Source organism: Microbacterium sp. SZ1 (assembly GCF_002362255.1).
In the GTDB taxonomy this organism is placed as follows: Bacteria; Actinomycetota; Actinomycetes; order Actinomycetales; family Microbacteriaceae; genus Microbacterium.
This window is the reverse complement of sequence record NZ_LPVV01000012.1, coordinates 13992-40690: the sequence shown is the minus strand read 5'-3', so window position 1 is coordinate 40690 and position 26699 is coordinate 13992. Positions and strand designations below refer to the sequence as shown.

At 69.3% G+C, this 26699-nt stretch carries 27 protein-coding genes; 20 read left to right on the top strand and 7 right to left on the bottom strand.

Going from position 1 to position 26699, the window contains the following annotated elements:
- Positions 1-12 precede the first annotated feature (12 nt).
- On the bottom strand, positions 13-582 hold the full coding sequence (gene epsC / locus AUC47_RS07920; protein WP_096714676.1) for a serine O-acetyltransferase EpsC: 570 nt from the start codon (positions 580-582) through the stop codon (positions 13-15).
- Positions 583-590: 8 nt separating this feature from the next.
- Entirely contained in the window at positions 591-1529 is a 939-nt protein-coding gene (cysK, locus tag AUC47_RS07915; protein WP_096714675.1) for a cysteine synthase A, read from the bottom strand.
- 97 nt (positions 1530-1626) lie between these two features.
- On the opposite strand from cysK, the gene prmC reads away from it, so the two are divergent.
- The 16 genes from prmC to AUC47_RS07830 all read left to right on the top strand — a co-directional run bounded on the left by prmC (position 1627) and on the right by AUC47_RS07830 (position 17493).
- Positions 1627-2487, top strand: a complete 861-nt coding sequence (gene prmC, locus AUC47_RS07910; protein WP_096714674.1) for a peptide chain release factor N(5)-glutamine methyltransferase — start codon at positions 1627-1629, stop codon at positions 2485-2487.
- Positions 2488-2537: 50 nt separating this feature from the next.
- Positions 2538-3242, top strand: coding sequence for an L-threonylcarbamoyladenylate synthase (locus AUC47_RS07905; RefSeq protein WP_096714673.1), 705 nt, complete (start codon positions 2538-2540; stop codon positions 3240-3242).
- The gene (locus AUC47_RS07900; protein WP_096714672.1) at positions 3239-4408 is read left to right on the top strand and encodes a glycosyltransferase family 4 protein; all 1170 of its coding nucleotides are present in this window, start codon (positions 3239-3241) and stop codon (positions 4406-4408) included. The genes AUC47_RS07905 and AUC47_RS07900 overlap by 4 nt, the downstream gene beginning before the upstream one ends.
- Positions 4408-4983 carry a hypothetical protein gene (locus tag AUC47_RS07895; RefSeq protein WP_096714671.1) on the top strand — a complete coding sequence of 192 codons (576 nt, stop codon included), beginning with the start codon at positions 4408-4410 and terminating at the stop codon, positions 4981-4983. The genes AUC47_RS07900 and AUC47_RS07895 overlap by 1 nt, the downstream gene beginning before the upstream one ends.
- Positions 4984-5127: 144 nt before the next feature.
- On the top strand, positions 5128-5910 hold the full coding sequence (gene atpB, locus AUC47_RS07890; protein WP_096714670.1) for a F0F1 ATP synthase subunit A: 783 nt from the start codon (positions 5128-5130) through the stop codon (positions 5908-5910).
- Positions 5911-5955: 45 nt separating this feature from the next.
- Positions 5956-6192, top strand: coding sequence for an ATP synthase F0 subunit C (atpE, locus tag AUC47_RS07885; RefSeq protein ID WP_067115091.1), 237 nt, complete (start codon positions 5956-5958; stop codon positions 6190-6192).
- A 27-nt stretch (positions 6193-6219) separates the two neighbouring features.
- A complete protein-coding gene (locus AUC47_RS07880; RefSeq protein ID WP_096714669.1) occupies positions 6220-6777 on the top strand; it encodes a F0F1 ATP synthase subunit B in 558 nt (185 codons plus the stop codon).
- Entirely contained in the window at positions 6777-7568 is a 792-nt protein-coding gene (locus AUC47_RS07875) for a F0F1 ATP synthase subunit delta (protein WP_096714668.1), read from the top strand. The genes AUC47_RS07880 and AUC47_RS07875 overlap by 1 nt, the downstream gene beginning before the upstream one ends.
- 47 nt (positions 7569-7615) lie before the next feature.
- On the top strand, positions 7616-9256 hold the full coding sequence (gene atpA, locus AUC47_RS07870) for a F0F1 ATP synthase subunit alpha (protein ID WP_096714667.1): 1641 nt from the start codon (positions 7616-7618) through the stop codon (positions 9254-9256).
- Between the two features lie 19 nt (positions 9257-9275).
- Entirely contained in the window at positions 9276-10172 is an 897-nt protein-coding gene (locus AUC47_RS07865) for a F0F1 ATP synthase subunit gamma (protein ID WP_096714666.1), read from the top strand.
- A 22-nt stretch (positions 10173-10194) separates the two neighbouring features.
- Positions 10195-11649 carry a F0F1 ATP synthase subunit beta gene (gene atpD / locus AUC47_RS07860; RefSeq protein WP_096714665.1) on the top strand — a complete coding sequence of 485 codons (1455 nt, stop codon included), beginning with the start codon at positions 10195-10197 and terminating at the stop codon, positions 11647-11649.
- A 2-nt stretch (positions 11650-11651) separates the two neighbouring features.
- Positions 11652-11912 (top strand): F0F1 ATP synthase subunit epsilon, encoded by a 261-nt coding sequence (locus tag AUC47_RS07855; protein ID WP_096714664.1) that lies wholly within the window; start codon positions 11652-11654, stop codon positions 11910-11912.
- Between the two features lie 76 nt (positions 11913-11988).
- Positions 11989-12735 (top strand): YaaA family protein, encoded by a 747-nt coding sequence (locus AUC47_RS07850; protein WP_096714663.1) that lies wholly within the window; start codon positions 11989-11991, stop codon positions 12733-12735.
- Positions 12736-12855: 120 nt separating this feature from the next.
- On the top strand, positions 12856-13653 hold the full coding sequence (locus AUC47_RS16730; RefSeq protein ID WP_179297561.1) for a large exoprotein: 798 nt from the start codon (positions 12856-12858) through the stop codon (positions 13651-13653).
- A gap of 227 nt (positions 13654-13880) precedes the next feature.
- On the top strand, positions 13881-14678 hold the full coding sequence (locus AUC47_RS07835) for a PP2C family protein-serine/threonine phosphatase (RefSeq protein ID WP_179297560.1): 798 nt from the start codon (positions 13881-13883) through the stop codon (positions 14676-14678).
- A gap of 58 nt (positions 14679-14736) precedes the next feature.
- Positions 14737-17493, top strand: a complete 2757-nt coding sequence (locus tag AUC47_RS07830) for an FtsK/SpoIIIE domain-containing protein (protein WP_096714661.1) — start codon at positions 14737-14739, stop codon at positions 17491-17493.
- 47 nt (positions 17494-17540) lie between these two features.
- Here the strand turns inward: AUC47_RS07830 and AUC47_RS07825 are convergent, their stop codons facing one another.
- Positions 17541-18536 (bottom strand): asparaginase, encoded by a 996-nt coding sequence (locus AUC47_RS07825; RefSeq protein WP_096714848.1) that lies wholly within the window; start codon positions 18534-18536, stop codon positions 17541-17543.
- Positions 18537-18616: 80 nt separating this feature from the next.
- Between AUC47_RS07825 and AUC47_RS07820 the strand changes: the two genes are divergently transcribed.
- Positions 18617-19108, top strand: coding sequence for an OsmC family protein (locus AUC47_RS07820; protein WP_096714660.1), 492 nt, complete (start codon positions 18617-18619; stop codon positions 19106-19108).
- Positions 19109-19144: 36 nt separating this feature from the next.
- Here the strand turns inward: AUC47_RS07820 and AUC47_RS07815 are convergent, their stop codons facing one another.
- On the bottom strand, positions 19145-19924 hold the full coding sequence (locus AUC47_RS07815) for a lysophospholipid acyltransferase family protein (RefSeq protein ID WP_096714659.1): 780 nt from the start codon (positions 19922-19924) through the stop codon (positions 19145-19147).
- A 124-nt stretch (positions 19925-20048) separates the two neighbouring features.
- Between AUC47_RS07815 and AUC47_RS07810 the strand changes: the two genes are divergently transcribed.
- Complete coding sequence (locus tag AUC47_RS07810) at positions 20049-21032, top strand: FKBP-type peptidyl-prolyl cis-trans isomerase (RefSeq protein ID WP_096714658.1); 984 nt, start codon at positions 20049-20051, stop codon at positions 21030-21032.
- Between the two features lie 38 nt (positions 21033-21070).
- Complete coding sequence (dxr, locus tag AUC47_RS07805; protein WP_096714657.1) at positions 21071-22153, top strand: 1-deoxy-D-xylulose-5-phosphate reductoisomerase; 1083 nt, start codon at positions 21071-21073, stop codon at positions 22151-22153.
- 21 nt (positions 22154-22174) lie between these two features.
- On the opposite strand, the gene AUC47_RS07800 is transcribed toward dxr, so the two are convergent.
- The 3 genes from AUC47_RS07800 to AUC47_RS07790 all read right to left on the bottom strand — a co-directional run bounded on the left by AUC47_RS07800 (position 22175) and on the right by AUC47_RS07790 (position 25288).
- Entirely contained in the window at positions 22175-23797 is a 1623-nt protein-coding gene (locus tag AUC47_RS07800; protein ID WP_179297559.1) for a Mur ligase family protein, read from the bottom strand.
- A 109-nt stretch (positions 23798-23906) separates the two neighbouring features.
- Complete coding sequence (locus AUC47_RS07795; RefSeq protein ID WP_096714655.1) at positions 23907-24617, bottom strand: YcnI family copper-binding membrane protein; 711 nt, start codon at positions 24615-24617, stop codon at positions 23907-23909.
- 98 nt (positions 24618-24715) lie between these two features.
- Positions 24716-25288 carry a hypothetical protein gene (locus AUC47_RS07790; protein WP_096714654.1) on the bottom strand — a complete coding sequence of 191 codons (573 nt, stop codon included), beginning with the start codon at positions 25286-25288 and terminating at the stop codon, positions 24716-24718.
- Between the two features lie 93 nt (positions 25289-25381).
- On the opposite strand from AUC47_RS07790, the gene AUC47_RS07785 reads away from it, so the two are divergent.
- Positions 25382-26698 carry a M50 family metallopeptidase gene (locus AUC47_RS07785; protein WP_096714653.1) on the top strand — a complete coding sequence of 439 codons (1317 nt, stop codon included), beginning with the start codon at positions 25382-25384 and terminating at the stop codon, positions 26696-26698.
- Position 26699: the final 1 nt, after the last annotated feature.

Genomic DNA, 26699 nt, shown 5'->3' with positions numbered 1-26699 from the left:
CCCGACGCCTCGTCAGATCGAGTACTCGGGCGCGGTGAGCAACGCCCGCGTGTCCTCTCCGACGGTGCGGCCCCGGGGCTTGGCCGGGACGCCGACGAGGATGCTGTCGGCCGGCGCATCGCGGGTGACGACGGCGTTCGCGCCCACCACCGAGTGCGCCCCGATCGTCACCGGTCCGAGGATCTTCGCTCCCGCTCCGACGGCGACGCCGTCGCCGAGAGTCGGGTGCCGCTTGCCCGAGTCGCGCGTCCGGCCGCCGAGCGTGACGCCGTGGTACAGCATGACGTCGTCGCCGATCTCGGCCGTCTCGCCGATCACGACGCCCATGCCGTGGTCGATGAAGAACCGTCGCCCGATGCGTGCTCCGGGGTGGATCTCGATGCCGGTCAGCCACCGGGAGACCTGAGAGCCGGTGCGGGCGAGCAGCCGCAGGCGACGGCGCCACAGCGCGTGCCAGACCCGGTGCGCCCAGATCGCGTGCAGTCCGGGGTAGAGCAGTGCGACCTCGAGGGAGCTCCGCGCAGCGGGGTCGCGAAGACGCGCGGCGGCGACGTCCTCGCGCAGTCGACCGATGACGTTCATCGGGCGGATCAGGCCTCGCGCAGGTGCTCGTACAGAGCTGTCGACAGGTACCGCTCGCCGAAAGACGGGATGATCACCACGATGGTCTTGCCGGCGGCCTCCGGACGCTTCGCGATCTCGAGAGCGGCCCAGATCGCGGCACCGCTCGACATGCCAACGAGGATGCCCTCGCCGGCCGCGGTCTCGCGGGCGACGCGGATCGCGTCGTCGAACGTCACGTCGATGACCTCGTCGAGCACCTCGCGGTCGAGGATCGGCGGCACGAAGTTCGGCCCGATGCCCTGGATCTTGTGAGGCCCGGGGTGGCCCTCGGTGAGGATCGGGGAGTCCTTGGGCTCCACGGCGACGACCTTGACGCCGGGGACGCGCTCCTTGAGCACCTGGCCGACGCCGGTGATGGTTCCGCCGGTGCCGATGCCGGCCACGAAGTAGTCGACGTGCCCGTCGGTGTCGCGCAGGATCTCCTCCGCGGTGGTCTTGCGGTGGATCGCCGGGTTCGCCTCGTTCGCGAACTGCTTGGCGAGCACGGCGCCTGGCGTCTTCGCCGCGATCGCCTCCGCCTCGGCGACCGCGTGGGTCATGCCCTTGGTGGGGTCGGTGAGCACGAGCTCGGCGCCGAACGCCTTCAGCAGCATCCGGCGCTCCTTCGACATCGACGCAGGCATCGTGAGGATGACCTTGTAGCCGCGCGCGGCGCCGACCATCGCGAGGGCGATGCCCGTGTTGCCGCTCGTAGCCTCGACGATCGTCCCGCCGGGCTTCAACTCGCCCGACGCCTCCGCGGCGTCGACGATCGCGATCCCGAGGCGGTCCTTGACGCTCGAGGCCGGGTTGTAGAACTCGAGCTTCGCGAGCACCGTGGCGTCGAGGCCCTCGGTCACCCGGTTGAGGCGGACCAGCGGGGTGTTGCCGAACGCCGTGGTGATGTCGGAGTGGATGCCGGGCATGAGAGCGCCTTCCTGTGCGGGTGACTGGGCTCCAGCCTAGGCGAGCGACCGGTGCGGGGAGGCAATGTGACGGGTGCGGCGCTCTACGCTGGAGGGCATGCCCGACACCTCTCTCGCCGCTCTCGTGCGCGCCGCCGCAGCGCGGCTCGCCGCCGCGGGCGTCCCCGATCCGCTGGTCGACGCCGAGCTCCTGGCCGGGCATGTCCTCGGCATCCGCCGCGGGGAGGTGCAGGCGGCTACCATCAGGGGCGACGCCGTATCGGACGCGGATGCCGCGACGCTCGACGCACTCGTCACCCGTCGCGAGAGGCGGGAGCCGCTGCAGCACATCACCGGCACCGCGCCCTTCCGCCACCTCGAGCTGGCCGTGGGACCCGGGGTCTTCGTGCCGCGGCCGGAGACCGAGACCGTGGTGCAGTTCGCGATCGACGCGCTGCTCGCGGCGCCCGAGCTCGCGCCGATCGGCATCGATCTCGGTACGGGGTCCGGCGCGATCGCCCTCGCCATGGCCACGGAGGTGCCGCACTCGCGGATCTTCGCGACCGAGCTCTCACCGGACGCCTTTCCGTGGGCCGAGCGCAACACGAGCGACGTGGCGAACCTGACGCTCGTGAACGAGGACCTGGGCGAGGCGTTCCGGGATCTCGACGGCACGGCATCCGTCGTGATCTCGAACCCGCCGTACGTGCCGGACGCCGCAGTGCCGCGCGACCCCGAGGTGCGTCTGTTCGATCCGGCCATGGCGCTGTACGGAGGGGAGGACGGCCTCGACATCGTGCGCGTGCTCAGCATCCGCGCACTCGAACTGCTGCGACCAGGCGGTCTGCTGGTGATCGAGCACGGCGAGCTGCAGGGGGAGGAGATCCGCAGCATCCTCACCCGTGACGGCTGGCGCGCGGCCGCCACCCACCGTGATCTGACGCTGCGCGACAGGGCGACGACGGCCCTGCGCCCGTGACGGCGTCGTCACCGGTCGCACAGGCGCCCGCCGTCTAGAATCGGAAGGTCATGTCCACCATCTTCGACTGCGGCGACGAGTCCGAGCTCCTCGCCGGCATGCGTCACGCGCGCCAGGCCATCGCCAGGGGCGAGCTCATCGTCATGCCCACAGACACCGTCTACGGCGTTGCCGCCGACGCCTTCTCGCCCGCCGCCGTGCAGCGGCTCCTCGACGCGAAGGGGCGGGGCCGCAACCAGCCGCCGCCCGTGCTGATCGGCGCGAAGGACACTCTGGTCGCCCTCGCCGAGTCGGTGCCAGAACCGGTCCAGCGACTCGTCGACGAGTTCTGGCCCGGCGGTCTCACGATCGTCCTGCCCGCGCAGCCGTCTCTCGTCTGGGATCTCGGAGAGACGCAGGGAACGGTCGCCGTGCGGATGCCGGAGGGCCGGGTCGCTCTCGAGCTCCTCGCCGAGACGGGACCGCTCGCGGTGTCGAGCGCCAATCTCACCGGGCGCGACGCCGCGATCTCGGCCTACGACGCCGAGCGGATGCTGGGCGACAGCGTGGCGGTGTACCTCGCCGACGGCATCAGCCGCGAGGGCATCGCCTCCACGATCGTCGACGCCACCTCGCTCGTTCCGCGCGGCATGGAGCAGGCGACGGGTCGCGCGCGGATCCTGCGCCAGGGCGCCGTCAGCCGGGAGCGGCTCGAAGAGGTGCTCGGCGATCTGCTCGAGCCCGCGCCGAGCGACGAAGCGGACGGGGATTCGTGAAGCAGTACCTCTTCACGGTCCTCATCACCGCCGCGATCACGTTCGCGCTCACGTGGGTGGTCCTGAAGGTGAGCCTGCGGTTCAAGCTGTATCCGGCGATCCGCGAGCGCGACGTGCACACCACGCCGAAGCCGCGACTCGGGGGAGTCGCGATCTTCCTCGGCATCGCCGCCGCCATGGGCATCTCGGCGTTCAACCCGTTCTTCGCGACGATCTGGATGCCTCCGCAGACCATGTGGTCGGTGCTCGCCGCCGCGCTCCTCATCGCGATCATCGGCGTCGTCGACGACCTCTGGGACCTGGACTGGATGATCAAGCTCGGCGCGCAGTTCCTCGCCGCCGGGATCATCACGGTCGGGGGTGGTCTGCAGATCCTCTCCCTGCCGTTCGGCGACCTGATCGTGTTCTCGAGCTGGCTCAGCATCACGATCACGATGTTCGCGATCGTGATCGTCATGAACGCCGTCAACTTCATCGACGGACTCGACGGTCTCGTCGCCGGCGTCTGCCTCATCGCGAACGGCGTCTTCTTCGCCTACTCGTACATCCTCACCCGTGACACCGGAGCGTCGAGCTACTTCAACCTCGCGTCATTCCTCGCCGCGGTGCTGATCGGCGCGTGCATCGGGTTCCTGCCCTTCAACTGGAGTCCGGCGAAGATCTTCATGGGCGACTCGGGTGCGCTCGTGCTCGGCCTTCTCATGGCCACTTCGGCGGTCGCCGTCACCGGTCAGCTGGAACCATCGGCTCTCGACCTCGAACGACTGGGGCGTTCGCAGCTGCTCGGTGCGTTCATCCCGATCCTCCTGCCGCTGCTGGTGGTGCTGCTGCCACTGCTCGACTTCGGCCTCGCCGTGCTCCGACGCATGAACGCCGGCAAGAGCCCGTTCTCGCCCGACCGCAAGCACCTGCATCACCGGATGCTGGATCTCGGCCACCGCGACCGCGACGCCGTCCTCATCTTCTACGCGTGGACGGCGATCATCTCGTTCGCGGTGCTGCTCATGTATGTCGGCGCTCGCGAGGACTGGCCGGGGCAGTACCTCCCCGGCGTCGCCTTCGGCGTGGTGGGCATCGCCGCCTGCCTCGTCATCACCCTCATGCCCTCCCGTCGCAAGAAGCCGGCGACAGCCCCCGAGCCCGACCCGACCTCCCTGGAGTCCTGATGAGCCCGAACCCCGTGTCCAGCAATCCGATCCTGCGCAGGACCCTCGTCTGGTCCGCTGTCGCGATGGTGGCGCTCGCTGTCGTCGCGGGCCTCGTGGGCCTCCTCGTCGGCGGGGGAGAGGGCCTCGTCAGCGGCCTGCTCGGCGTCGTGCTCGCGATGCTGTTCCTCGGCATCACGGCGCTCAGCATCCTGATCGCCAACCGCTGGTTCGGCGATCCGCTCTACGTGCAGTTCTTCTTCGCGATCGTGCTCGGCGGATGGCTCCTCAAGCTTGGGCTGTTCGTCGTGATCATGATCGTGCTGAGCGGTCAGCCGTGGATCCAGCCGATGGTGTTCTTCCTGTCGATCGTCGCCGGCGTGATCGTCTCGCTGGGCATCGACGTGGTCGTGCTGACCCGCATGCGGCTCCCCAACGTCAGTGACGCGTCGCTCCCCACCGAGGCCCCGGCCGACCGGGCCCCGCGGGTCGAGCTGCCGACCGTGGTGCCCGAGGACCGTGCCCCCGGCCGTCACCACCTCGTGCGGGACGAGAGCACCGAGGACGGGCCTGCAGAGGACTCCGCGCGGTCTTAGGACACCCTTTATTCTGATAGTGTTGAGTCGTGCCCGCCGCTCGCCCGCGAGCGCTTGCGCAGAAGCACACCGACCATCGTCGCCCCGGTCCGATCCGGTGCCCCGAAGCTGGAGCCCGCGCTGTTTAATCTTGCTGCGACCCTGATGCCCCGACTTGCCTCCGACGGCGAGTTCCACGGACCTTCGATCGACGAGTTCTTCCCGGAGATCCTCTTCACCGTCGCGGGGATCCCCGTGCACCGGATCCACCTGGTGCAGCTGCTCTCGGTGATCGTCGTCGTCCTGCTGCTCGTCCTCGGCACGCGCCGTATGAAGGTCGTCCCCGGCCGCTTCCAGAGCGTCGTCGAGATGGGTCTCGACTTCGTCCGCGGCGGCATCGCGCACGACCTGCTCGGCCGCAAGGACGGCAACCGCTTCCTGCCGATCCTCACCACGATCTTCTTCATGACGCTGTTCATGAACATCACGGGCATCATCCCGTTCCTGAACATCGCTGGCACCAGCATCGCGGCCGTGCCGCTGACGCTCGCCCTGGTCAGCTACGTCACCTTCATCTACGCCGGCATCAAGAAGAGCCCCGGCGGCTTCTTCAAGAACGCGCTGTTCCCCTCGGGCGTGCCGTGGCCGGTCTACTTCATCGTGACCCCGATCGAGTTCCTCTCGACGTTCATCATCCGTCCGGTCACGCTGATGCTCCGACTCCTGATGAACATGGTCGTCGGTCACATGCTGCTGGTGCTGTGCTTCGCGGCCACCCAGTTCTTCTTCTTCACCGCTGGGGGCGGCTGGGCCGCCCTCGGTATCGGAACCCTCGCCTTCGGCGGCGCCTTCACCCTCTTCGAGATCCTGGTGGCCGTCCTGCAGGCATACGTCTTCACCGTCCTCACCGCGGTCTACATCCAGCTCGCGGTCGCAGAAGAGCACTGAGCGGGTCGGCAAAACTGCCTTCCCACCCAACGAAAGGAAAAACCCGTGGACGCTACTACGGTTCTCGCTGAAATCAACGGTCACATCGCGGCGGTCGGCTACGGCCTCGCAGCCATCGGCCCGGCCATCGGTGTGGGCATCGTCGTCGGCAAGACCATCGAGGGCGTCGCCCGTCAGCCCGAGCTGGCCGGTCGCCTGCAGGTCCTCATGTGGATCGGTATCGCCTTCACCGAGGCGCTTGCGTTCGTCGGCATCGCCGTCGGATTCATCCCCTTCCCGTAATCCGAACCGACTTCTGAAGGAGACAGGATGCTGAACGCTCTTGTCACGAACCTCGCGGCTGAGGGTGAGGCGGCGCACAACCCGCTGATCCCCGCGTGGTACGACATCATCTGGTCGGGCCTGTGGTTCATCGTCATCCTCGTCGTGGTGTGGAAGGTCGCCCTTCCCCGCTTCACGGCGATGCTCGACAAGCGCTCCGCCGCGATCGAGGGCAACATCGCCAAGGCCGACGAGGCTCAGAAGCAGGCTGAGGCCGCGCTCGAGGAGTACACGCGTCAGCTCGCCGAGGCTCGCACCGAGGCCGGAGAGATCCGCGAGGCCGCCCGCGAGGACGGCAAGAAGATCGTCGCCGAAGCCAAGGAGACGGCGGCGGCCGAGGCCGCTCGCCTCACGGCCGCAGCGCACTCGCAGATCGAGGCCGAGCGTCAGACCGCTCTCGTCTCGCTCCGCAGCGAGGTGGGCACGCTCGCGATCGACCTCGCCGGCGGCGTGGTCGGAGAGACCCTCTCCGACGATGCTCGCGCGACGGCCGTCGTCGACCGCTTCCTCGCCGACCTCGAAGCATCCGAGAAGGCGGCTCAGTAATGGGCAGCGCGACCACTCAGGCACTCGCGGCATCCACTCAGGCGCTTGCCGCAGCGACGGACGTCACCCTCGACACGGCGCAGGAGCTGTTCGCAGCCGCCCGCGCCGTGGCCGAGTCGTCCCAGCTGAGCGGCGCGCTCGCCGACCCCGCGGCCGCGGCCGTGGCGCGACAGAACGTCGTCGCAGCGGTGTTCGGCGGGTTCTCGCAGAACACGCAGAGCGTTCTCAAGGCGGCTGTCGCCGAGCGCTGGTCGTCGGCCTCCGAGCTGACGGACGGCATCGAGGAGCTCGCCATCCGCGCCGCGGCACTCGCCGACCCGAAGGCCGACATCGAGGGAGAGCTCTTCGGCTTCACCCGCGTGGTGGCCGCGAACCCGGAGCTCGAGCTCGCGCTCGGCAGCCGGCTCGGGGGAGAAGACGCGAAGGGCTCGCTGATCGACCGTCTGCTCGCAGGCGGAGCGACCAGCGCCCCGACTGCGCTGATCGTCTCGTCGCTGGTGCGCCAGCCCCGCGAGCGCCGCGTGCGCCAGCTGCTGTCCCGCGCTATGCGCATCGTGGCCAGCCAGGGCGACCGCGTCGTCGCCACGGTCTACACCGCGAAGTCGCTCACCGAGGCTCAGCGCACCCGGCTGAGCGACGCGCTCTCGCGTCGCTACGAGGGAACCGTGGCGCTCAACGAGGTCATCGACCCCGCCGTCGTCGGAGGCCTGCGCGTGCAGATCGCCGATGACGTCATCGACGGAAGCATCTCCGCCCGTCTCGCCGATCTTCGCCAGAAGCTCGCCGGCTAACACGACTTCGCGCGGGGAACCGCGCACCCAGATACAAAGGGAAGACAATGGCAGAACTATCGATCAGCCCCGACGTCATCCGTGACGCGCTGAAGGACTTCGCCGCGGCATACGAGCCCACCGGGGCTGCGGCGACCGAGGTCGGCACCGTCATCGACGCGGCCGACGGCATCGCCCACGTCGAGGGACTGCCCGGCGTCATGGCGAACGAGCTCGTGACCTTCGCCGACGGCACCAAGGGTCTCGCGCTGAACCTCGACGAGCACGAGATCGGCGTCGTCGTCCTCGGCGACTTCACCGGCATCGAGGCGGGTCAGGAAGTCACCCGTACGGGCGAGGTCCTCTCGGTCCCCGTCGGCGACGGCTACCTCGGCCGCGTGGTCGACCCGCTCGGCAACCCGATCGACGGCCTCGGCGCCATCGCTACCGAGGGCGTCCGCGAGCTCGAGCTCCAGGCCCCCGGCGTCATGCAGCGCAAGTCGGTGCACGAGCCGATGCAGACCGGCATCAAGGCCATCGACGCGATGATCCCCGTCGGCCGCGGTCAGCGTCAGCTGATCATCGGCGACCGCCAGACGGGCAAGACGGCCATCGCGATCGACACGATCATCAACCAGAAGGCCAACTGGGAGTCGGGCGACGTCAACAAGCAGGTCCGCTGCATCTACGTCGCGATCGGCCAGAAGGGCTCGACCATCGCTTCGGTGAAGGGCGCGCTCGAAGAGGCCGGCGCTCTGGAGTACACCACGATCGTGGCTGCTCCGGCATCCGACCCCGCCGGCTTCAAGTACCTCGCCCCCTACACCGGATCGGCCATCGGGCAGCACTGGATGTACGGCGGCAAGCACGTCCTGATCATCTTCGACGACCTGTCGAAGCAGGCCGAGGCGTACCGCGCCGTGTCGCTGCTCCTTCGTCGTCCGCCGGGCCGCGAGGCCTACCCGGGTGACGTGTTCTACCTGCACTCGCGTCTGCTCGAGCGGTGCGCGAAGCTGTCCGACGAGCTCGGTGCCGGATCGATGACGGGTCTCCCGATCATCGAGACGAAGGCCAACGACGTCTCGGCGTACATCCCGACCAACGTGATCTCGATCACCGACGGCCAGATCTTCCTGCAGTCCGACCTCTTCAACGCCAACCAGCGTCCGGCGGTCGACGTGGGTATCTCCGTGTCGCGAGTCGGCGGTGACGCTCAGGTCAAGTCGATCAAGAAGGTCTCGGGAACGTTGAAGCTCGAGCTGGCGCAGTATCGCTCGCTCGAGGCCTTCGCGATGTTCGCCTCCGACCTCGACGCCGCTTCCCGTCGCCAGCTCTCGCGCGGTGCGCGTCTGACCGAGCTGCTGAAGCAGCCGCAGTACTCGCCGTACCCCGTCGAGGAGCAGGTCGTGTCGATCTGGGCCGGAACCAACGGCAAGCTCGACTCGATCGAGGTCGAGGACGTGTTGCGGTTCGAGCGCGAGCTCCTGGACTACCTGCGTCGCAACACCTCGGTGCTCGACACTCTGCGTGAGACCAACGTCCTCGACGACGCCACGGTCGCAGAGCTCGAGAAGCAGACGGATGCCTTCATCCTGGAGTTCCAGGGCGGCAAGGGTCACGCCATCGGCGCCCCTGGTCACGAGGAGCACGCTGCGGCCGAGGCCGAGGACGTCAACCAGGAGAAGATCGTCAAGGGTCGTCGCGCGTAATCGCGTGAGGAACTGATTCATGGGCGCTCAACTCAGGGTCTACAAGCAGAAGATCTCTTCTGCTCAGACGACCAAGAAGATCACGAAGGCGATGGAACTCATCGCGGCTTCGCGCATCCAGAAGGCGATGGCACGCGTCAAGGCGTCCAGCCCCTTCGCGCGGGCCGTGACGAGGGCCGTGTCGGCCGTCGCGACGCACTCGAACGTCGATCACCCGCTCACCCGTGAGCCCGAGAACATCCGCCGCTCCGCGGTCGTGATCTTCTCGTCGGACCGCGGTCTCGCCGGAGCCTTCAACTCGCAGATCCTCCGTGAGGGTCTCGAGGTGGCCTCGCTCCTGCGCGAGCAGGGCAAGGAGCCGGTGTTCTACCTCATCGGCCGCAAGGCCGTCGGGTACTTCCAGTTCCGTCGTATCGAGGCGGCTGCGGAGTGGACGGGTGACACCGACACCCCGTCGTTCCACACCGCGGAGGAGATCTCGGCCACGCTGCTCGAGGCCTTCTCGCGCGGCGCGGACGAGGGCGGCGTCGACGAGATCCACCTCGTGTACAACCGCTTCGTCAGCATGATGACGCAGTCGCCGGAGTCCGTCCGTCTGCTGCCGCTGGAGATCACGGAGGCCGACGACTCGGAGGCCGGGAGCACCGTCTACCCGCTCTACGAGTTCGAGCCGGATGCCGAGACCGTTCTCGACGCGATCCTGCCGGTGTACATCCAGAGCCGCGTCTTCAACGCCCTCCTGCAGTCGTCCGCCGCCAAGCAGGCTGCGACGCAGAAGGCGATGAAGTCCGCCAGCGACAACGCCGACAAGCTCATCACCGACTACACCCGTCTGCGCAACAACGCGCGTCAGGCGGAGATCACGCAGCAGATCGCTGAGATCGTCGGCGGCGCCGACGCACTCGCCTCCAGCTAAGACCACCAGGAAAGAGACGAAAATGACCACCACCGCCACGGCTGACCAGCCGGCGACCGCGGTCGTCGGGCGCGTCGCACGCGTCAACGGTCCGGTTGTCGACATCGAGTTCCCGCACGACTCGATCCCCGACATCTACAACGCCCTCAAGACCACGATCTCCATCGGCGACGAGTCGACCGAGATCACGCTCGAGGTCGCTCAGCACCTCGGCGACGACCTGGTGCGCGCCATCGCCCTGAAGCCGACGGACGGCATCGTCCGCGGCCAGGAGGTCCGCGACACGGGCGAGGCCATCTCGGTCCCCGTCGGTGACATCACCAAGGGCAAGGTCTTCAACGTGATCGGCGAGGTCCTCAACGGCGAGCCCGGTGAGACCATCGAGGTCACGGAGCGCTGGCCGATCCACCGCAAGGCGCCCAACTTCGACCAGCTCGAGTCGAAGACCACCATGTTCGAGACCGGCATCAAGTCGATCGACCTCCTGACCCCGTACGTGCAGGGTGGAAAGATCGGTCTGTTCGGCGGAGCCGGTGTCGGCAAGACCGTCCTCATCCAGGAGATGATCCAGCGCGTCGCGCAGGACCACGGTGGTGTGTCGGTGTTCGCCGGCGTCGGTGAGCGCACGCGTGAGGGAAACGACCTCATCCACGAGATGGAGGAGGCGGGAGTCTTCGACAAGACGGCCCTCGTCTTCGGCCAGATGGACGAGCCGCCGGGGACGCGTCTGCGCGTCGCCCTGTCGGCCCTGACGATGGCGGAGTACTTCCGCGACGTGCAGAAGCAGGACGTGCTGCTCTTCATCGACAACATCTTCCGCTTCACGCAGGCCGGTTCTGAGGTGTCGACCCTTCTGGGCCGCATGCCTTCCGCCGTGGGCTACCAGCCGAACCTCGCCGACGAGATGGGCCTCCTCCAGGAGCGCATCACCTCGACGCGTGGTCACTCGATCACCTCGCTGCAGGCGATCTACGTGCCGGCCGACGACTACACCGACCCGGCTCCGGCAACGACCTTCGCGCACCTCGACGCGACGACCGAGCTCTCCCGTGAGATCGCGTCGAAGGGTCTGTACCCGGCCATCGACCCGCTGACCTCGACGTCGCGCATCATGGACCCCCGCTACTTGGGCGAGGACCACTACCGCGTCGCCACGACGGTCAAGCAGATTCTCCAGAAGAACAAGGAGCTGCAGGAGATCATCGCCATCCTCGGTGTCGACGAGCTCTCCGAGGAAGACAAGATCGTCGTGTCGCGTGCACGTCGCATCCAGCAGTTCCTCTCGCAGAACACGTACATGGCGAAGAAGTTCACGGGTGTCGAGGGTTCGACCGTGCCGCTGAAGGACACGATCGAGTCGTTCGACGCGATCACCCGCGGTGACTTCGACCACGTGGCCGAGCAGGCCTTCTTCAACGTCGGTGGCATCTCCGACGTCGAAGAGCAGTGGGCGAAGATCCAGAAGGAGAACGGCTGACCATGGCCCTGCACGTCAGCCTCGTCTCCGCCGACGCGGAGGTCTGGACGGGAGAAGCGAGCCTCGTGGTCGCGAAGACCGTCGAGGGTGAGATCGGCTTCATGTCCGGCCACGAGCCGGTGCTGGCGATCCTCGCCGAGGGCCAGGTCCGGATCACCCAGACCGATGGGTCGAAGGTGCTCGCCAACGCGCAGGATGGATTCCTCTCCATGGAGGGGAACGACCTGACGATCGTGGCCGGCAACGCCGCCCTCATCTCCTGATCAGCAACACTCGACGCGTCCGCCTCGGCATCCTCATCGGTGCCGGGGCGGACTCGTCTGTGCCCGCGGAGGCGCCATGAAGATCCTGCTCCCGCCCTCGGAGACCAAGCGTCCGGGAGGCGCCGGCGCGCCGCTCGACCTGCGAGCGCTCTCTCTTTCGAAGCTGCACGACGAGCGTCGAGCGGTGGCCGATGCGCTCGTCCGTCTCGCCGGCGATCCCGCCGAGGCGCAGCGCGTCCTCAAGCTCAGCGACAAGCAGGTGGGTGAGATCGCGCACAACCGCGAGCTGTTGTCCGCTCCGACCCTGCCGGCCGTCGACCGCTACACCGGGGTGCTCTACGACGCGCTCGATGCGACCTCGCTGCCGACGGCGTCCCGGCGCTGGCTCGCATCGCACGTGTGGATCCATTCGGCACCGTTCGGCCCGGTCGGCGCCCTCGACAGCATCCCCGCCTATCGACTCGCCGCCGGGACGTCGCTTCCGGGGATCCCGCCGCTGCGGCGGCACTGGGCCGAGGCGACGAGCGCGGCGATCGCGGCCGAGCAGCCCGAGTTCCTGCTCGACCTGCGCAGCGAGGCGTACGCCGCGCTCGGGCCGATCCCGGCGGAGGTCGACTCGGCGTACGTGCGTGTCGTGACCGAGCACGGCAAGGCACTCAACCACTTCAACAAGAAGTCGAAGGGCATGCTCGTGCGCGGCCTCGCCGAGGATCGGCCGCGGATCCGCTCGCTGAGCGCGCTCCGGACGTGGGCGGAGTCGCGAGGGGTCGTGCTGCGCGACGGGTCGGATCGGGGAACCCTGGAGCTCGTCGTCGCGGAATGACGCCCGCTGCGACGTGGGGATTTCTCCCCGCGTGTGTCGTTGCCCACCATATCGGCACACCGATATGGTGGTGACGCGGCGCGGCCAGCGCCCCCATCAGTCCCATTTCGGAGGGGATCAATGTACGACGATTACTATTACGGGCCCGGTGCCGCCGCCGTCTTCGGCATCTTGGCGCTCGTAGGCTTCCTCATCGCGATCGTGGGTTATGTCCTCGTCGCCTTCTTCCTCATGAAGATCTTCGACAAGGCCGGCGTGCAGGGCAAGTGGCGCGCCTGGGTGCCGGTGTACAACTACATGGTCTTCGCGAAGCTCGGAGACCTGTCGCCGTGGGTGGTGCTCATCGCCATCGGACTCTCGCTGATCCCGTACCTCAACTTCCTCACGGGTATCGCTCTCGCCGTGGTCCTGGCACTCGCGGCCTGGCGCATCGGCCTCAAGCTGCAGAAGGACGCCGTCTGGGTGATCCTCTGGGTGCTGCTCGGCATCGTGTGGTTGGGCATCAACGCGTTCGACAAGTCGCGCTGGAACCCGAACATCGCTCCGGCGCCGTGGGCCGGCAACGGCTTCTTCGCCGACAGGACGGTCTGGGACGGTGTCCCCACGCAGCCGAGCGCGGTCGCGGGTCCCGGATACGGTCAGCCGCAGCAGGGATACGGCCAGCCGCAGCAGGGTTACGGTCAGCCCCAGCAGGGATACGGTCAGCCGCAGCAGGGCTACGCCCCGCCGCAGCAGCCCGGCTACACCCCGCCCGCGCAGCCCGGCTACGCGCCTCCCGCGGCCCCGTCGAACCCTGACGTGCCGCCCGCAGCGCCGTCGGCTCCGCCCGCTGCGCCGCAGGTGCCACCGGCGCCGCCGACCGCTCCGCCCGCTGCGCCTCCCGCGCCGCCCACGAACCCCACTCCGCCGCCGGCCTGATCCGGCGTCGCAGTGCACGAAGAGCCTCCGACTCCGGTCGGAGGCTCTTTCGCGTTCCCGGGGCCTGATGGTCGGAGGGAGACGATAGCGTGGAGGCATGCTCACGTTCCAGCGCCGTGTCGGTGCTTCCGGAGGATACGGGGGCGCACATGCGCGCGTCGCCGCGTCCACTACGATGTGTGAGTACCCTGGGGCGGCCCGACTCAGAGGCATTTCGGAGGCGACGAGTGGCTGAGACGACGACGAAGACGCAGAGCGTCACTGTTTCGCGGCACCCTCTGGTGGTGTCGTGGGCCGGCGTCACCGATGTGGGACGCCGCCGCGAGACGAATCAGGACGCGTTCTTCGCGGAGTACCCGCTCTTCATCGTCGCCGACGGCATGGGTGGGCACGCGGGCGGCGAGATCGCGAGCCAGAGCACCATCAAGCGACTCGAGGCGATGGTGACCGCGGGTCTCGTGCAGCGCGACGAGATCGAGCGGGCGCTGGCGCTCGCAGTCGGCGATATCGCTGATCACCCCGAGGCCACGGATGAGGGGACGGGGACGACGCTGACCGGCGTCTTCCTGGAGCTCGACGACGAGCAGCCGCGCTGGGTCGCACTGAACATCGGTGACTCGCGCGTCTACCTGCTTCGCGACGATCGCCTGATCCAGGTGACGACCGACCACTCGGTCGTCCAGGAGCTCATCGCCGCGGGGAAGATCAGCCCCGAGGAGGCCGAAGGGCATCCCTACAGCAACGTCATCACTCGAGCGGTGGGCGCGAGCGAGCTGACACCGCCCGACTACGTCACGCTGGACGTCCGCGCCGGCGACCGCTTCGTGATCTGCTCGGATGGCCTCACGAAGGAGCTCACGGATTACGGCATCCAGCACTTCCTGCGGGAGAACGCCGACCCTGCCGCGGCCGTCGATGCGATGCTGAACGCTGCCCTGGAGAACGGCGGACGCGACAACGTGACGCTCGTCATCGTTCAGGTCGACGACGACCTCTCCTCCACGGATTCGGACATCTCCCAATAGTGCGTCGCCCCCTGTGGACAGTGCCGGATCGGCGTGTCACAGGGTGTCCACTGGGGAGATGGACTCACTGCCCATCTCGCTTCCCGCCTCGCCGACGACGCCTCCCAAGCAGCCGATCCCGTTCCTGGCCGCGCTGATCCCGGTCGCGGCCGGCGTCGTACTCTGGCTCGTCACGGGATCGGTGTACTCGCTCTGCTTCGCTGCTCTCGGGCCGCTCATGATCGGCGCCTCCCTGATCGAGGGCCGGCGGTCGCGACGCAAGGCGACGGTGCGGGCCGAGACCGTCTGGGAGGACGGGTGGCGTCGGGCGGAGGAGGAGCTCGCCGAGCGGCAGGCTGACGAGCGCACGCGGCGCCGGCACCGTGAGCCCGATGTCGCCGCGGCGGTACTCACCCCACCGCTCCGGACATCGACGGCTCTCGACCCGTCGACGACGATCGTCGTCGGCGCCGGAGAGCGACCGAGCACCCTGCGGGCCTCGGGTGACGATGGAGAGCGGGCCAGGGAGTTCCGCGGTCGATGCGCTGTGATCGACCGCGTCCCGGTCGCCGTGCCGATCGGCGCCGGCCTGGCGGTTCGTGGCGGTCGGGTCAGGGCGGCTGCCATGGTTCGTGCGCTCGTCGTGCAGCTCTGTCTGCGGTTCGGGACCACCCAGCTCGCCGTGGTCGGTGATGCCGTCGCCGAAGTGGGCCTCGCGCCCCTTCCGCAGGCGACCTCGGCGAGGCGCGGAGCCTTCCGGCTCGGCATCGCCGGAGTGGATGACGAACGTCCGGACGCGGATGCCGTGCTGTGGGTGCTCGCCCCGGACCAGCCCGTGCCCGAGGGAGTGGCCGCCGTGGTGGATCTCGACAGCTCGGGTCGGGCATCGCTGCGCACTCCGGACGGCGTCACCGATGTGGCACCCGAGTACCTCTCCGTCGAGCAGGCCGCCATGATCGGAATCTCCATCACCGTCGACGATGCGCCGGAAGAGGAGATCCCCCGGGCGGTGGCGTTCGCCGATCTCGAGCAGAGCCGCGCACCCCACGGCCTGCCGGCCGCGATAGGGCGGGGCCGCGGGGCGGGCGTGGTCGTCGACATCGTCGAGGACGGTCCGCACGCGGTCGTCACGGGAACGACCGGTTCGGGCAAGAGCGAGCTCCTCGTCACGTGGGTGACGGCGATCGCTGCGCGCCACGGTCCGGAGGAGGTGGTGTTCGTGCTCGCCGACTTCAAGGGAGGCACGGCCTTCGATTCATTGCGCGCGCTGCCCCAGGTCGCCGCCGTCATCACCGATCTGGACGGGCGGGGAGCCGTGCGCGGCGTGACCAGCCTCACCGCCGAGCTCCGTCGTCGCGAGGGGGTGCTCGCTCGCGCCGGAGCCCGAGACATACGACACGTCCAGATGCCGCGTCTCGTCATCGTGATCGACGAGTTCGCGGCTCTGCTGCAGGAACACCCCGAGCTCGCCGCCGTCTTCACCGACATCGCTGCCCGGGGCCGCGCCCTCGGCATGCACCTCGTGCTCGGCACCCAGCGCGCGACGGGGGTCATCCGTGACGCACTGGCTGCGAACTGCCCGCTGCGGGTGAGCCTCCGCGTCGGCGAGGCCGCGGACAGCCGCGCTGTGATCGGCACGGACGACGCCGCCCGCATCACCGGCGGACCGGACGCACGCGGACTCGGGTTCGCGAGACGGCCGAGCGACGACAAGCCCGTGCCGTTGCGCGTCGCCCTCACGACGAGCGACGACGTGGCGCGCATCGGAGACTCGTGGCGAACCGCGGCGCCGTCCGTCAGCCCGTGGCTGCCGGCGCTCCCGGCGATGGTCCCGCTGACTGAGATCGAGGCGGAGGTGCCTGCGGGCGCGATGGTGCTCGGCCGCGCTGACGTTCCCGCTCTGCAGGACCAGCCGCTCGAGGTGCTCCGCCCGGGCGCCGAGCGTGGGGTGGCCGTGATCGGACAGAGCGGCTCTGGACGCACCTCGGTGCTGCGAGCACTCGCTCGTCAGCAAGCCGAGGCCATCTGGGTGCCCGCGGATCCCGAAGGGGCATGGGACACCGTGGCCGGACTCGTCGAGCGCCCCTCTGCCCGTCCCGCGTTGATCCTCTGCGATGACATCGATGCGCTGCTCGGCGCATTGCCGTCGGAGTATGCCGTCGCGTTCCTGCAGATGTGGGAGCGGCTGCTGCGCGGCGACGCCGGGACGAGCGTGGCACTGAGCGCATCGCGATGGGGAGGCCCCGCGACGCGGATCCTCGAGCTGCTGCCACGTCGCGCGCTGCTGCAGCTGCCGAGTCGCGCCGATCACGTCGCAGCGGGTGGTGACGCGTCGACGTTCGAGCGTGACCGTCCGCCGGGGCGGGCGCTCATCGACGGCCGCGAGGTGCAGCTGGTGTGGACACCGGAGCAACCGCCTCGTGCAACGTCGCGTCGACGGATGGTGCGGAGCACGCGCTCGTGGGCGCCGTCCCGTCCACTGACCGCGATCATCACCGCCGGTGCCGCGGCGGTCGTGAAGACTCTGCAGCTGTGCTTCCCCGATTCGAGGGTGACGCGAGCCGAGGACGCTCTTTCGCTCAGCGAGAGGGGAGAGGAGGGCCCACCCTGGATCCTGGTCGGCGAGGCCGACGTCTGGCAGCGCCAGCGGATGCTGTGGCAACGAGCGCGCGAGCAAGGGGAGATCCTCGTGCGAGCCGAGAACGCTCCCGAGCTGCGCCACCTCGTGGGTGTGCGGGATCTGCCGCCCTACGCTCTCGTCCACGCCGGACGGGTGTGGTCGGTGGTCGGCGCCGAGAGGCCGCGCCGGTTCGTCGTCGATGCCCTGGTCCCGTGACGCGTCGCTCGGGAACGCCTGTCCGGCGGTGCGGACCGCCGCGCGCGTCAGATGACGGGCGATACGCGGATCGAGCCCACCTCGACACCGCCGCCGAGAACGCTCAGCGCCAGCGACGAGTCGAGCTTCGTCAGCTCTGCGTCCGTGAGGGCGCCGGCGCGCTGCAGCAGGGTGGCCGCCACGAGCGTCGACGCGCGTGCCGAGCCGTCGAGCATCTTCAGAGCTACGGTGGTGTTGTCCGGCGCGACCATGACCATGACGCCTTCCGCGCCGCCCTTCGTGAAGACGCCGAGCGTCTCGATCGCGATCGTGTCGGGTCGTCCCGGGCCCTCGATCGTCCAGGGGTGCTCGCGCACCGCACGAACCAGGGAGCCGGCGACACGGTGCAGGGCGAACGGCGAGCGGTCAGAAGCGCTGCCGATGCGGTGGATGGCACGGGCGAGGCCGGTGAGAGTGAGCGCATGCACGGGCGCACCGCATCCGTCGATCGAGGTGTGCGCGATCTTCTCGCCCGTGAGACGTTCCACCACCTCGCGGATGTGCACCTGCAGAGGATGGGACGGGTCGAGGTACCCCTTCGTCGGCCAGCCCGTGGCGACGCACGCCCGCAGCATCGCCGCGTGCTTGCCGGAGCAGTTCATGCGGATGCGCGCCTGCTGGTCGTGCTCGCGCACCATCGCGTCGCGGGTGGCCGTGTCCGTCGGCCAGGCGACGGGGCACTCGAGGTCGTCCTCGGTGAGACCGCCCTCGGTGAGGATGTCGCGCACCACTGCCGCGTGCCGGTCGGTGCCGACGTGGCTCGCCGTCGACAGTGCGAGCTGCTCGCCCTCGAGGATGGCGCCCGCCGTGATGCACGCGACGGCCTGCAGCGGCTTGAGGCTCGATCGGGGGAGGATCAGCGCGTCCGCGTCGCCGTACCGGGCGATGACCTCGCCGTCGGGGGAGAGCACGACCGCGGCGCCCGCATGGCGGGACTCGACGAATCCGCTGCGCTCGACGACGGCTAGTTCCACGGAATCCTGAACGGTGAGAGTCTCGGGCACCACTCAAGGATATCGTCGCCGCATCGCGCTCCGATCGTCGGTCGGAGCGCGATGTCGGACCCTGCTGGCAGACTGAGGTCATGGCAGATCGATCCGTGGCTCTCGGCGAGCACCGCTACGCCCTCACCTCCACGTGGACCGGGAACACCGGAACTGGCACCAGCGGGTACCGGGACTACCGACGCGACGTCACCCTCGAGGTCGAGGGCAAGCCCGACATCCTCGCCTCATCGGACAAGCCGTTCCGCGGCGACGCCTCGCGATGGAACCCGGAGGATCTCCTCCTCGCCTCGCTGTCGGAATGCCATCTGCTGTCGTACCTGCATGCGTGCGTCACCGCGGGCGTCGTCGTGGTGTCGTATCGCGACACGGCCTCGGGCCTCATGCGGGAGAACGGCGCAGGTGGCGGCGCGTTCATCGAGGTGATGCTGCGTCCAGAGGTCGTCGTCGCAGACGCGTCGATGGTCGAGGCGGCCGAGCGCGCCCACGCTCAGGCCAACGAGTGGTGCTTCATCGCCAACTCGATGAACTTCCCCGTGCGACACGAGGCCACTGTCACCGCGCAGGCGTGAAGACGCCCGCAATCGTGCTGACGAATGCTGCGAGCGTCAGCGGCGCTCGTGGGGGAGGACCTGCTTGATCTTCTCGATCGTGTTCTGCGCCGGAGCCTCGTTGTAGGCCCCGGCGAGTTCCTGACCGGAGAGCGCGTGGATCGCGGCCATGATCTCGTCGGTCGCGAGCCGACGAGCGCGGCCGCTCGAGGCGGGGCCGTGCGGCGAGAGGTCGAGTGGGGCGCCGAAGCGCACTGTGATCCGCTCCGTGAGCGTGGGAAGCTTGGCACCGACCGGCATCACCTTGTCCGTGCCGATCAGCCCGACGGGGACGACGGGAGCACCGGTCTGCAGGGCGAGGAACGCGACGCCCGTCCGTCCCTTGTAGAGGCGACCGTCGGTTGAGCGGGTGCCCTCGGGGTACAGCGCGACGGCGAGGCCGTCGTCGAGCAGCTGACGCTGAAGATCGAGAGCGTCGAGAGCAGCTTGCCCAGCGCCGCGACGCACCGGGATCGCGCCGATCGATTCGAAGAAGGTCTTGCTGAGCCAGCCCTTCACACCGGTTCCCTCGAAGTAGCTCGACTTGGCGAGGAAATGCACGGGGCGCGGCGCGGCCACGGGGATCGCGATGGAGTCGATGAACGACAGGTGGTTGCTCGCGAAGATCACAGCGCCCGTACGCGGCACGTTCTCGCGGCCCTCGATATGCGGACGGTAGACGACCCGCGCAAGAGGACTGATCAGGCTGCGGCCGAGAGCGTACGTGAAACCTGCGTGGCGGGGTTGCTCCGGCTCCGCGGGCGAGGAATCGGGCTCGACGGACTGCTCTGACGTCATCAGAGCAGGTTACCTCCGGATCCATGCCTCCTCGGGAATGAAGCCCTGGGCGCGCGCCTCCCAGCGTGGACAAAGGGCCATGGGGCATGATGAGGTGTCCCGCCCGCGATCTTGAGGTCTCACTGTGCGCAAGCGTCCGCTCATCGTCCTGTCCACCGTCGCCGCGGCCACCCTGCTCCTCGCAGGCTGTGCCGGCAACGCGGAACCCGACTCCACCGCCGACCCGACATCGGCCCCGGACAGCTCCTGCCTCGCCGATCTCGCCTCGGGCGCCGGTTCGGACGCCGTCACGGTCGAGGGCTCGGGCGCCGATGCGAAGGTCACCGTGCCCTCCGGCACGGAGTTCACCGAGGCTCAGCGCACCGTGATCTCCGAAGGCGACGGCGACGAGGTGCACCCCGGCGATCTCGTGTCGCTGCGGTACCAGCTCGTCGACGCCGCGACCAACGAGGTGCTGAGCACCTCCGAGCGCGGACCCGACGGCGTGCTCGGCGCTCTTCTGGCCGTGCAGCAGCCGCAGCAGATGGTCGACCCGACGCAGTCGACCGTCTTCACGGTCGCAGCCGAGTGCCTGCCCGTGGGCTCCAGCGTCGTGCTGACGCTCCCCGCAGCCCAGCAGGGCGCGAACGCAAGCGTGCTCTACGTCGAGACCATCGACGAGCTGCCGACTGTGGCCTCGGGCGCCGACCAGGAGCCCACCGAGGGCTTCCCGACGGTCGAGCTGGACGACGCCGGCGCTCCCACCATCACGATCCCCGACGGCGACGCACCGACCGAGACCGAGGTCGCCGTGCTCAAGAAGGGCGACGGCGCGACCGTCGGAGAGGGCGACCTCGTCACCGTGCAGTACCGCGGCGTGAAATGGTCGGACGGCAGCGAGTTCGACTCGAGCTGGAGCCGCGACGCGGAGCCGGCCCAGTTCCCGACGACCGGAGTCGTGACGGGGTTCAAAATGGCTCTCGAGGGCCAGACGGTCGGATCGCAGGTCGTCGTGGCGATGCCCCCGAAGGACGGCTACGGCGCGTCCGAGGGCAATGCGCTGCAGAACGAGACGCTCGTCTTCGTCGTCGACATCCTCGCGACCACCCCGCTCGAGCAGGCACCGTAGGCCCAGGGCCCGCCGAGGCGGTGCCATAGGCTGGCTCCATGCGTCGCATCATCGTCCTAGGCTCCACCGGTTCCATCGGCACGCAGGCGCTCGACGTCATCCGGGCAAACCCGCGACGCTTCGAACTGGTCGGGCTCGCTGCGGGCTCGAACTCCGAGCTCATGGCCGAGCAGGCCGCCGCCTTCCAGGTCGAGGACACCGCTCTCGGCGCGACCGAGGCCGAGCAGCTCGTGCGCGATGTCGACGCCGACGTGGTCCTCAACGCGATCACCGGCTCGATCGGGCTCGGACCGACCCTCGCCGCGCTCGAGGCGGGACGCACCTTGGCGCTCGCGAACAAGGAGTCGCTCATCGTGGGTGGGGAGCTCGTGCTCGCCGCCGCCGCACGGGACCAGATCGTGCCGGTCGACTCCGAGCACTCCGCGATCGCGCAGGCTCTGAGAAGCGGTACGCACGACGAGGTCCGACGACTCGTCGTCACGGCATCCGGCGGTCCTTTCCGCGGTCGCACCCGTGCGGAGATGACGGACGTCACCCCGCAGGAGGCTCTGGCGCACCCCACGTGGGACATGGGCCGCATGGTGACGACCAACTCCGCCACCCTCGTGAACAAGGGCCTCGAGGTCATCGAGGCGCATCTCCTCTTCGACGTCGACTACGACGACATCGAGGTCGTCGTGCACCCCCAGTCGATCGTGCATTCGATGGTCGAGTTCATCGACGGATCGACGATCGCGCAGGCCTCGCCGCCCGACATGCGGCTGCCCATCTCGCTCGGTCTCGACTGGCCGAACCGCGTCGGGGGCGTCGGCCGCCCGCTCGACTGGACGAAGGCCGCATCGTGGACCTTCGAGCCGCTCGACGACGAGGCGTTCCCCTCGGTCGATCTCGCGAAGGCCGTCGGTCGCGCCGGCGCGACGTTCCCCGCCGTCTACAACGCGGCGAACGAGCAGGCCGTGACGGCGTTCCACGAGGGGCGGCTGACGTTCCTCGGCATCGTCGACACGATCTCCCGCGTCGTCGACGCCCACGAGCCCCCGACATCGCTCACGATCGAGTCGCTGGACGAGGCGGAATCGTGGGCGCGCCGTACGGCCGACGCGCTGATCGCGCGCGCCTGACCGTTCGGCGTCGAGGTGGGGTCAGTCCTCGGCGGGGTACGGCACCGGCCACGCAGAGTCCGGCACCGGCCAGCCGGCGGCCTTGAGGGCACGTCGCGCGAGCTCGCGGGCGGAGTACGGCGTGCGGACGCCGCGGATGTCGCGGTAATCCTGATGCCCCGGTCCTGCCCAGAGGATCGCGTCGCCCTCGCCCACCATCGCCACGGCCGCCTCGATGGCGCGCTCGGGCGGCGAGTACTCGTGGATCTCAGCCTCAGGTCGCGCGGCTCGAGCGCCGGCGACGAGGGTGGCCCTGATCGAGTCGGGGTCCTCGAAGCGGGGGTGGTGATCCGTCACGACGAGGATGTCGCTGCCTTCGACGGCGGTGCGGGCCATGTCGTAGCGCTTGCTCGCGTCGCGGTCGCCGTCGGCGCCGAACAGCATCAGCACCCTGCCCGGAGTTACGCGACGCACGGCGGCGAGAGTCTTCTCGAACGCGTCAGGCGAGTGTCCGAAGTCGACGAAGACGGCCGGACCCCGTTCGCCGGAGACGAGCTGGGTGCGCCCGGGGAGGTGCGCCCGGATGCCGCCGTCGCGATCGAGAGCGGCGACGATGCGGTCCCAGGCGTATCCGCCCTCGAGCAGCATCACGATCGCCAGCGCCGCGTTCGCGGCCATGTGCGGACCGATCACCGGCACTGTCGTCGTGAGGGTGCCCGCAGGTCCCGTCATCCTGAACGTCGTGCCGGAGGCGCGCTCATCGTCGACGGACACGACCCAGTCGGCGCGGGCCGACGAGGAGGGATCCGCGGCGATCGCCGGGGTTCCGACGGTGATGACGGGGATCTCCGCACGCTCGACGACGGTCGCTCCCGAGGGGGAGTCGATGCAGACGACGCCGCGCACGGCGCGGTCGGGGCGGAAGAGGGGGAGCTTCGCCTCGAAGTACTCCTCCATGTCGGCGTAGTCGTCGAGATGGTCGTGGCTGAGGTTGGTGAACCCGGCGACGTCGAAGCGGATGCCGTCGACGCGGTGCCGCGAGAGCGCCTGAGCGCTGACCTCGACGGCGACGGCCTCCACATGCCGCTCGCGCATGAGGGCGAGCAGGGCGTGCATCTCTGATGCCTCGGGAGTCGTGAGCCGGGAGACGATGACCTCCCCGGCTATGTGGCGTTCGGCCGTCGACGACAGGCCCGTGACGACGCCGAGCTGATCGAGGATGCCCTCCAGCAGGTGCGAGACGCTCGTCTTGCCGTTGGTCCCTGTGGTTCCGAAGAGGAGGGGGAGCGGGTCGCCGGCACCGGTGCCGTAGACCCAGGCGCTGAGATCGCCGAGGATGCCGCGCGGATCCGCGACCACGAGCACGGGGAGTCCTGCGGATGCCGAGATGTCGGCGCCGGCGGCGTCGGTGATGATCGCGACGGCGCCTTTCTGCGCGGCGGTCTCGGCGAACTCGGCGCCGTGGCGGTTCACGCCCTGGATCGCGACGAACGCCTCGCCGGGGCGAAGGTCGGCCGTGGCCAGGGTGATCCCCGTCAGGGTCACACCGTCGGGGTCGCCGTGCACCTCCTCGGCGAAACGGGAAGCGAGTTCGGACAGCTCACGCCGGGGCGGGTTGGCGGGGCGGAGCACGGGAGGCAGGCTCGGTTGTTGTTCAATCGACATGTCGCGTCCATGATCTCACGGCTCGCCCGCCGACCCCGGGTGCGGCGCGGTGAGCGGACGCCGGAGTGCGCCCCCTCGCGGATGCCGCCGAGGGGGCGCACAGGACGCATCAGACCTTGCGTCGGTAGGCCAGCACCGAGACCACGAGCGCGGCGAGTCCCGCGACGAGCCCGGCCGAACCGAGGACGATGCCCGTGGGATCGGATGCCGCGGCAGCGGCGTTGTCGGCATCCGACGCAGCATCCTCCTCGTCGGTCGCGGTGCCGTGCTCGGCGTGCTCGCCGCTCGCGGCACCCACGTGCACGACCGGCGCCGGCGCGTCGAGGCTGTGCGGATCCTCGCCGTCCTCGGCGAGCTGCGTCCACTCCGTGCTACCGGTCTCGCAGGTCTGCACGACAGGGAAGGCGAGTGTCTCGGGGCTGTCCTCGTCGAGGCCGATACCCATGCTCACAGCTCCGCGGAGACCGTTGGGCACCGGCGTCACCGCGGTGTACGTGACGGCGCTCACGAGGCCGTCGTCTCCGCGTTCGACGTCGATGGTCCAGTCGCTGTCGACGGTCGGGGCGACCGAGGCGAGGCCGTCGGGCATCGTGATGCGCAGCGACCTGGTCGGCGAGTCCTCGCACCCATGGGAGAACGCGAAGGTGAGCACGCCGTGGTCTCCGGCGGCGAGTTCGTCTGGACTGACGGTGACGTGTGCGCTGGCCATGGCGGGCACGCCGATCGCGAGGACGGCTCCGGCGGCGACACCGGCGGCGAGGGTTCGGCGCGGAATGCGGCGACGGGTGATGGACGAAGAGGGCGTGATGGAAGAACGCATGCGGATACTCCTGATGATTCATGTGCGGGCGCGACAGACGCGCGCGGTCGCGGAAAAGGGGTCGCCTCAGCAGAGGGCGAAGCGAGGGAAGGTGGGTATCAGGCGTTCAGCGGTGGCCCGCGACGGGAGAGGGGCCGCAAGGCCGCGTCGGATGCGGCGAGCGGCGCATCAGCCACCGGTCGCGCCGGCAGGCGGTGGGTAGCGGGCGCCGACGTGACGGCGAGCCGCAGGCGGGCGAGCACCCAGCGCGCGATACGGCGCGCAACGGATTCCCCGCGCCAGAGCAGGGCGGTGGTCAGTGCAGCAGCGACGACGTGCGCAGCGATCATCAGGGCGTCGGGGGCGTTGACCTCGGCGACGGGGCCGAGAGACGAGAGGTCGAGATGATGCGCATGCCCGAGCACGGATGCATCGGCTGTCGGCGCGCCGAGCGCCTGGAACACCGAGTGGAACGCCGCCTGGCTCACGAGGACGGTCGCAGCGAGTCGCGTCAGGGAGGGACGGATGCCGACCAGCAACGCGGCCGGGGGCATCAGCAGCGCGGCAACGGCGACGATCAGCAGCGGATGCGGTGCCGCACCGCCGGCCACGGTGTGCGAGACGGCCGCCAGAAGCGTGGCCACCGAGGTCGCCGCGGCAGCGCGGAGGAGTCGCAGCTGCCGGGTCGTCACAGATCAACACTAACCGGAACACGCCCTCGCGCTTGCTGATCGTCCCGGCGATGTGTGGGCGGATTCCTAGGCGGGCGGCAGTAGCGTGGGGGAGTGGAAGCACTGCTGTATCTGGCCGGCATCGTGTTCATGCTGATCGGCCTCGGGCTGTCGATCGGCCTGCACGAAATCGGACACCTCGTCCCGGCGAAGCTGTTCGGTGTGCGCGTCGGCCAGTACATGATCGGCTTCGGCCCGCGGCTGTGGTCCAAGCGGATCGGTGAGACGGAGTACGGCTTCAAGATGCTCCCGCTCGGCGGCTTCATCTCGATGTCGGGAATGTACCCGGCATCCACCACCGCCGGTCCGGCCAAGGGCGTCTTCCGCGCACTGGTGCAGGACGCGCGCTCGGCCAACGACGAGACCATCGCCGAAGGCGCGGAGGACCGCGTCTTCTATCGCCTGCCGGTGTGGAAGCGCGTGATCGTCATGCTGGGCGGTCCCCTCATGAACCTTCTGCTCGCGGTCGTCATCTTCACGATCCTCGTCGCCGGAATCGGCGTGCAGCAGGGCACCACCATGATCGCCTCGGTGAACGAGTGCGTGCTTCCCGCCGGCTCCAGCGCGACGGAGTGCGCGCCCGGCGACCCGGCGACCCCGGCGGCCGAGGCGGGCATCAAGCCCGGCGACGTGCTCGTGTCCATCGACGGTCGGCCCGTCTCGACCTTCGCCGAGGCGACCGCGATCGTGCAGGCGGCTCCGGGTGAGACCCTCGAGCTCGTCGTGCGCCGTGATGGCGCGGACGAGACGCTGAGCATCACCCCCGTCGAGGCGGAGCGCACCCTCACGGACGCGAGCGGACAGCCTCTGCTCGACGACGCCGGGAAGCCCGTGATCAAGGAGGTCGGCTACGTCGGCATGGCCGCGCAGATGGGGTTCGTGCAGCAGCCGCTCCTCGCCGGCCCTGAGATGGCGGGCGACACCGTCGCGCGCGTCGGTTCGATGATCCTCACCCTGCCCGTCAGGCTGTGGGACGTCGGCGTCTCGCTCGTCACCGGCGGCGAACGCGATCCCAACGGCCCGCTCAGCGTCGTCGGGGTCGGCCGTATCGCCGGCGAGGTGGCCGCGACGGACGCCCCGATCCTCAACCGCTTCTCTGTGCTGCTCGGTCTTCTGGGCTCGCTGAACGTGGCGCTCTTCGTCTTCAACCTGATCCCGCTGCTCCCGCTCGACGGTGGTCACATCGTCGTCGCGCTGTGGGACGGCATCCGCCGGGCATGGGCCCGGCTGTTCCGCCGCCCGCCGCCGGCGCCCGTCGATGCGACGCGGCTGGTGCCGCTCACGGTGGTGGTGGCGACATTGTTGATCGCCATGGGTGCGCTGCTGCTCGTCGCCGACCTCTTCAACCCGGTCAAGCTGCTCGGCGGCTGAG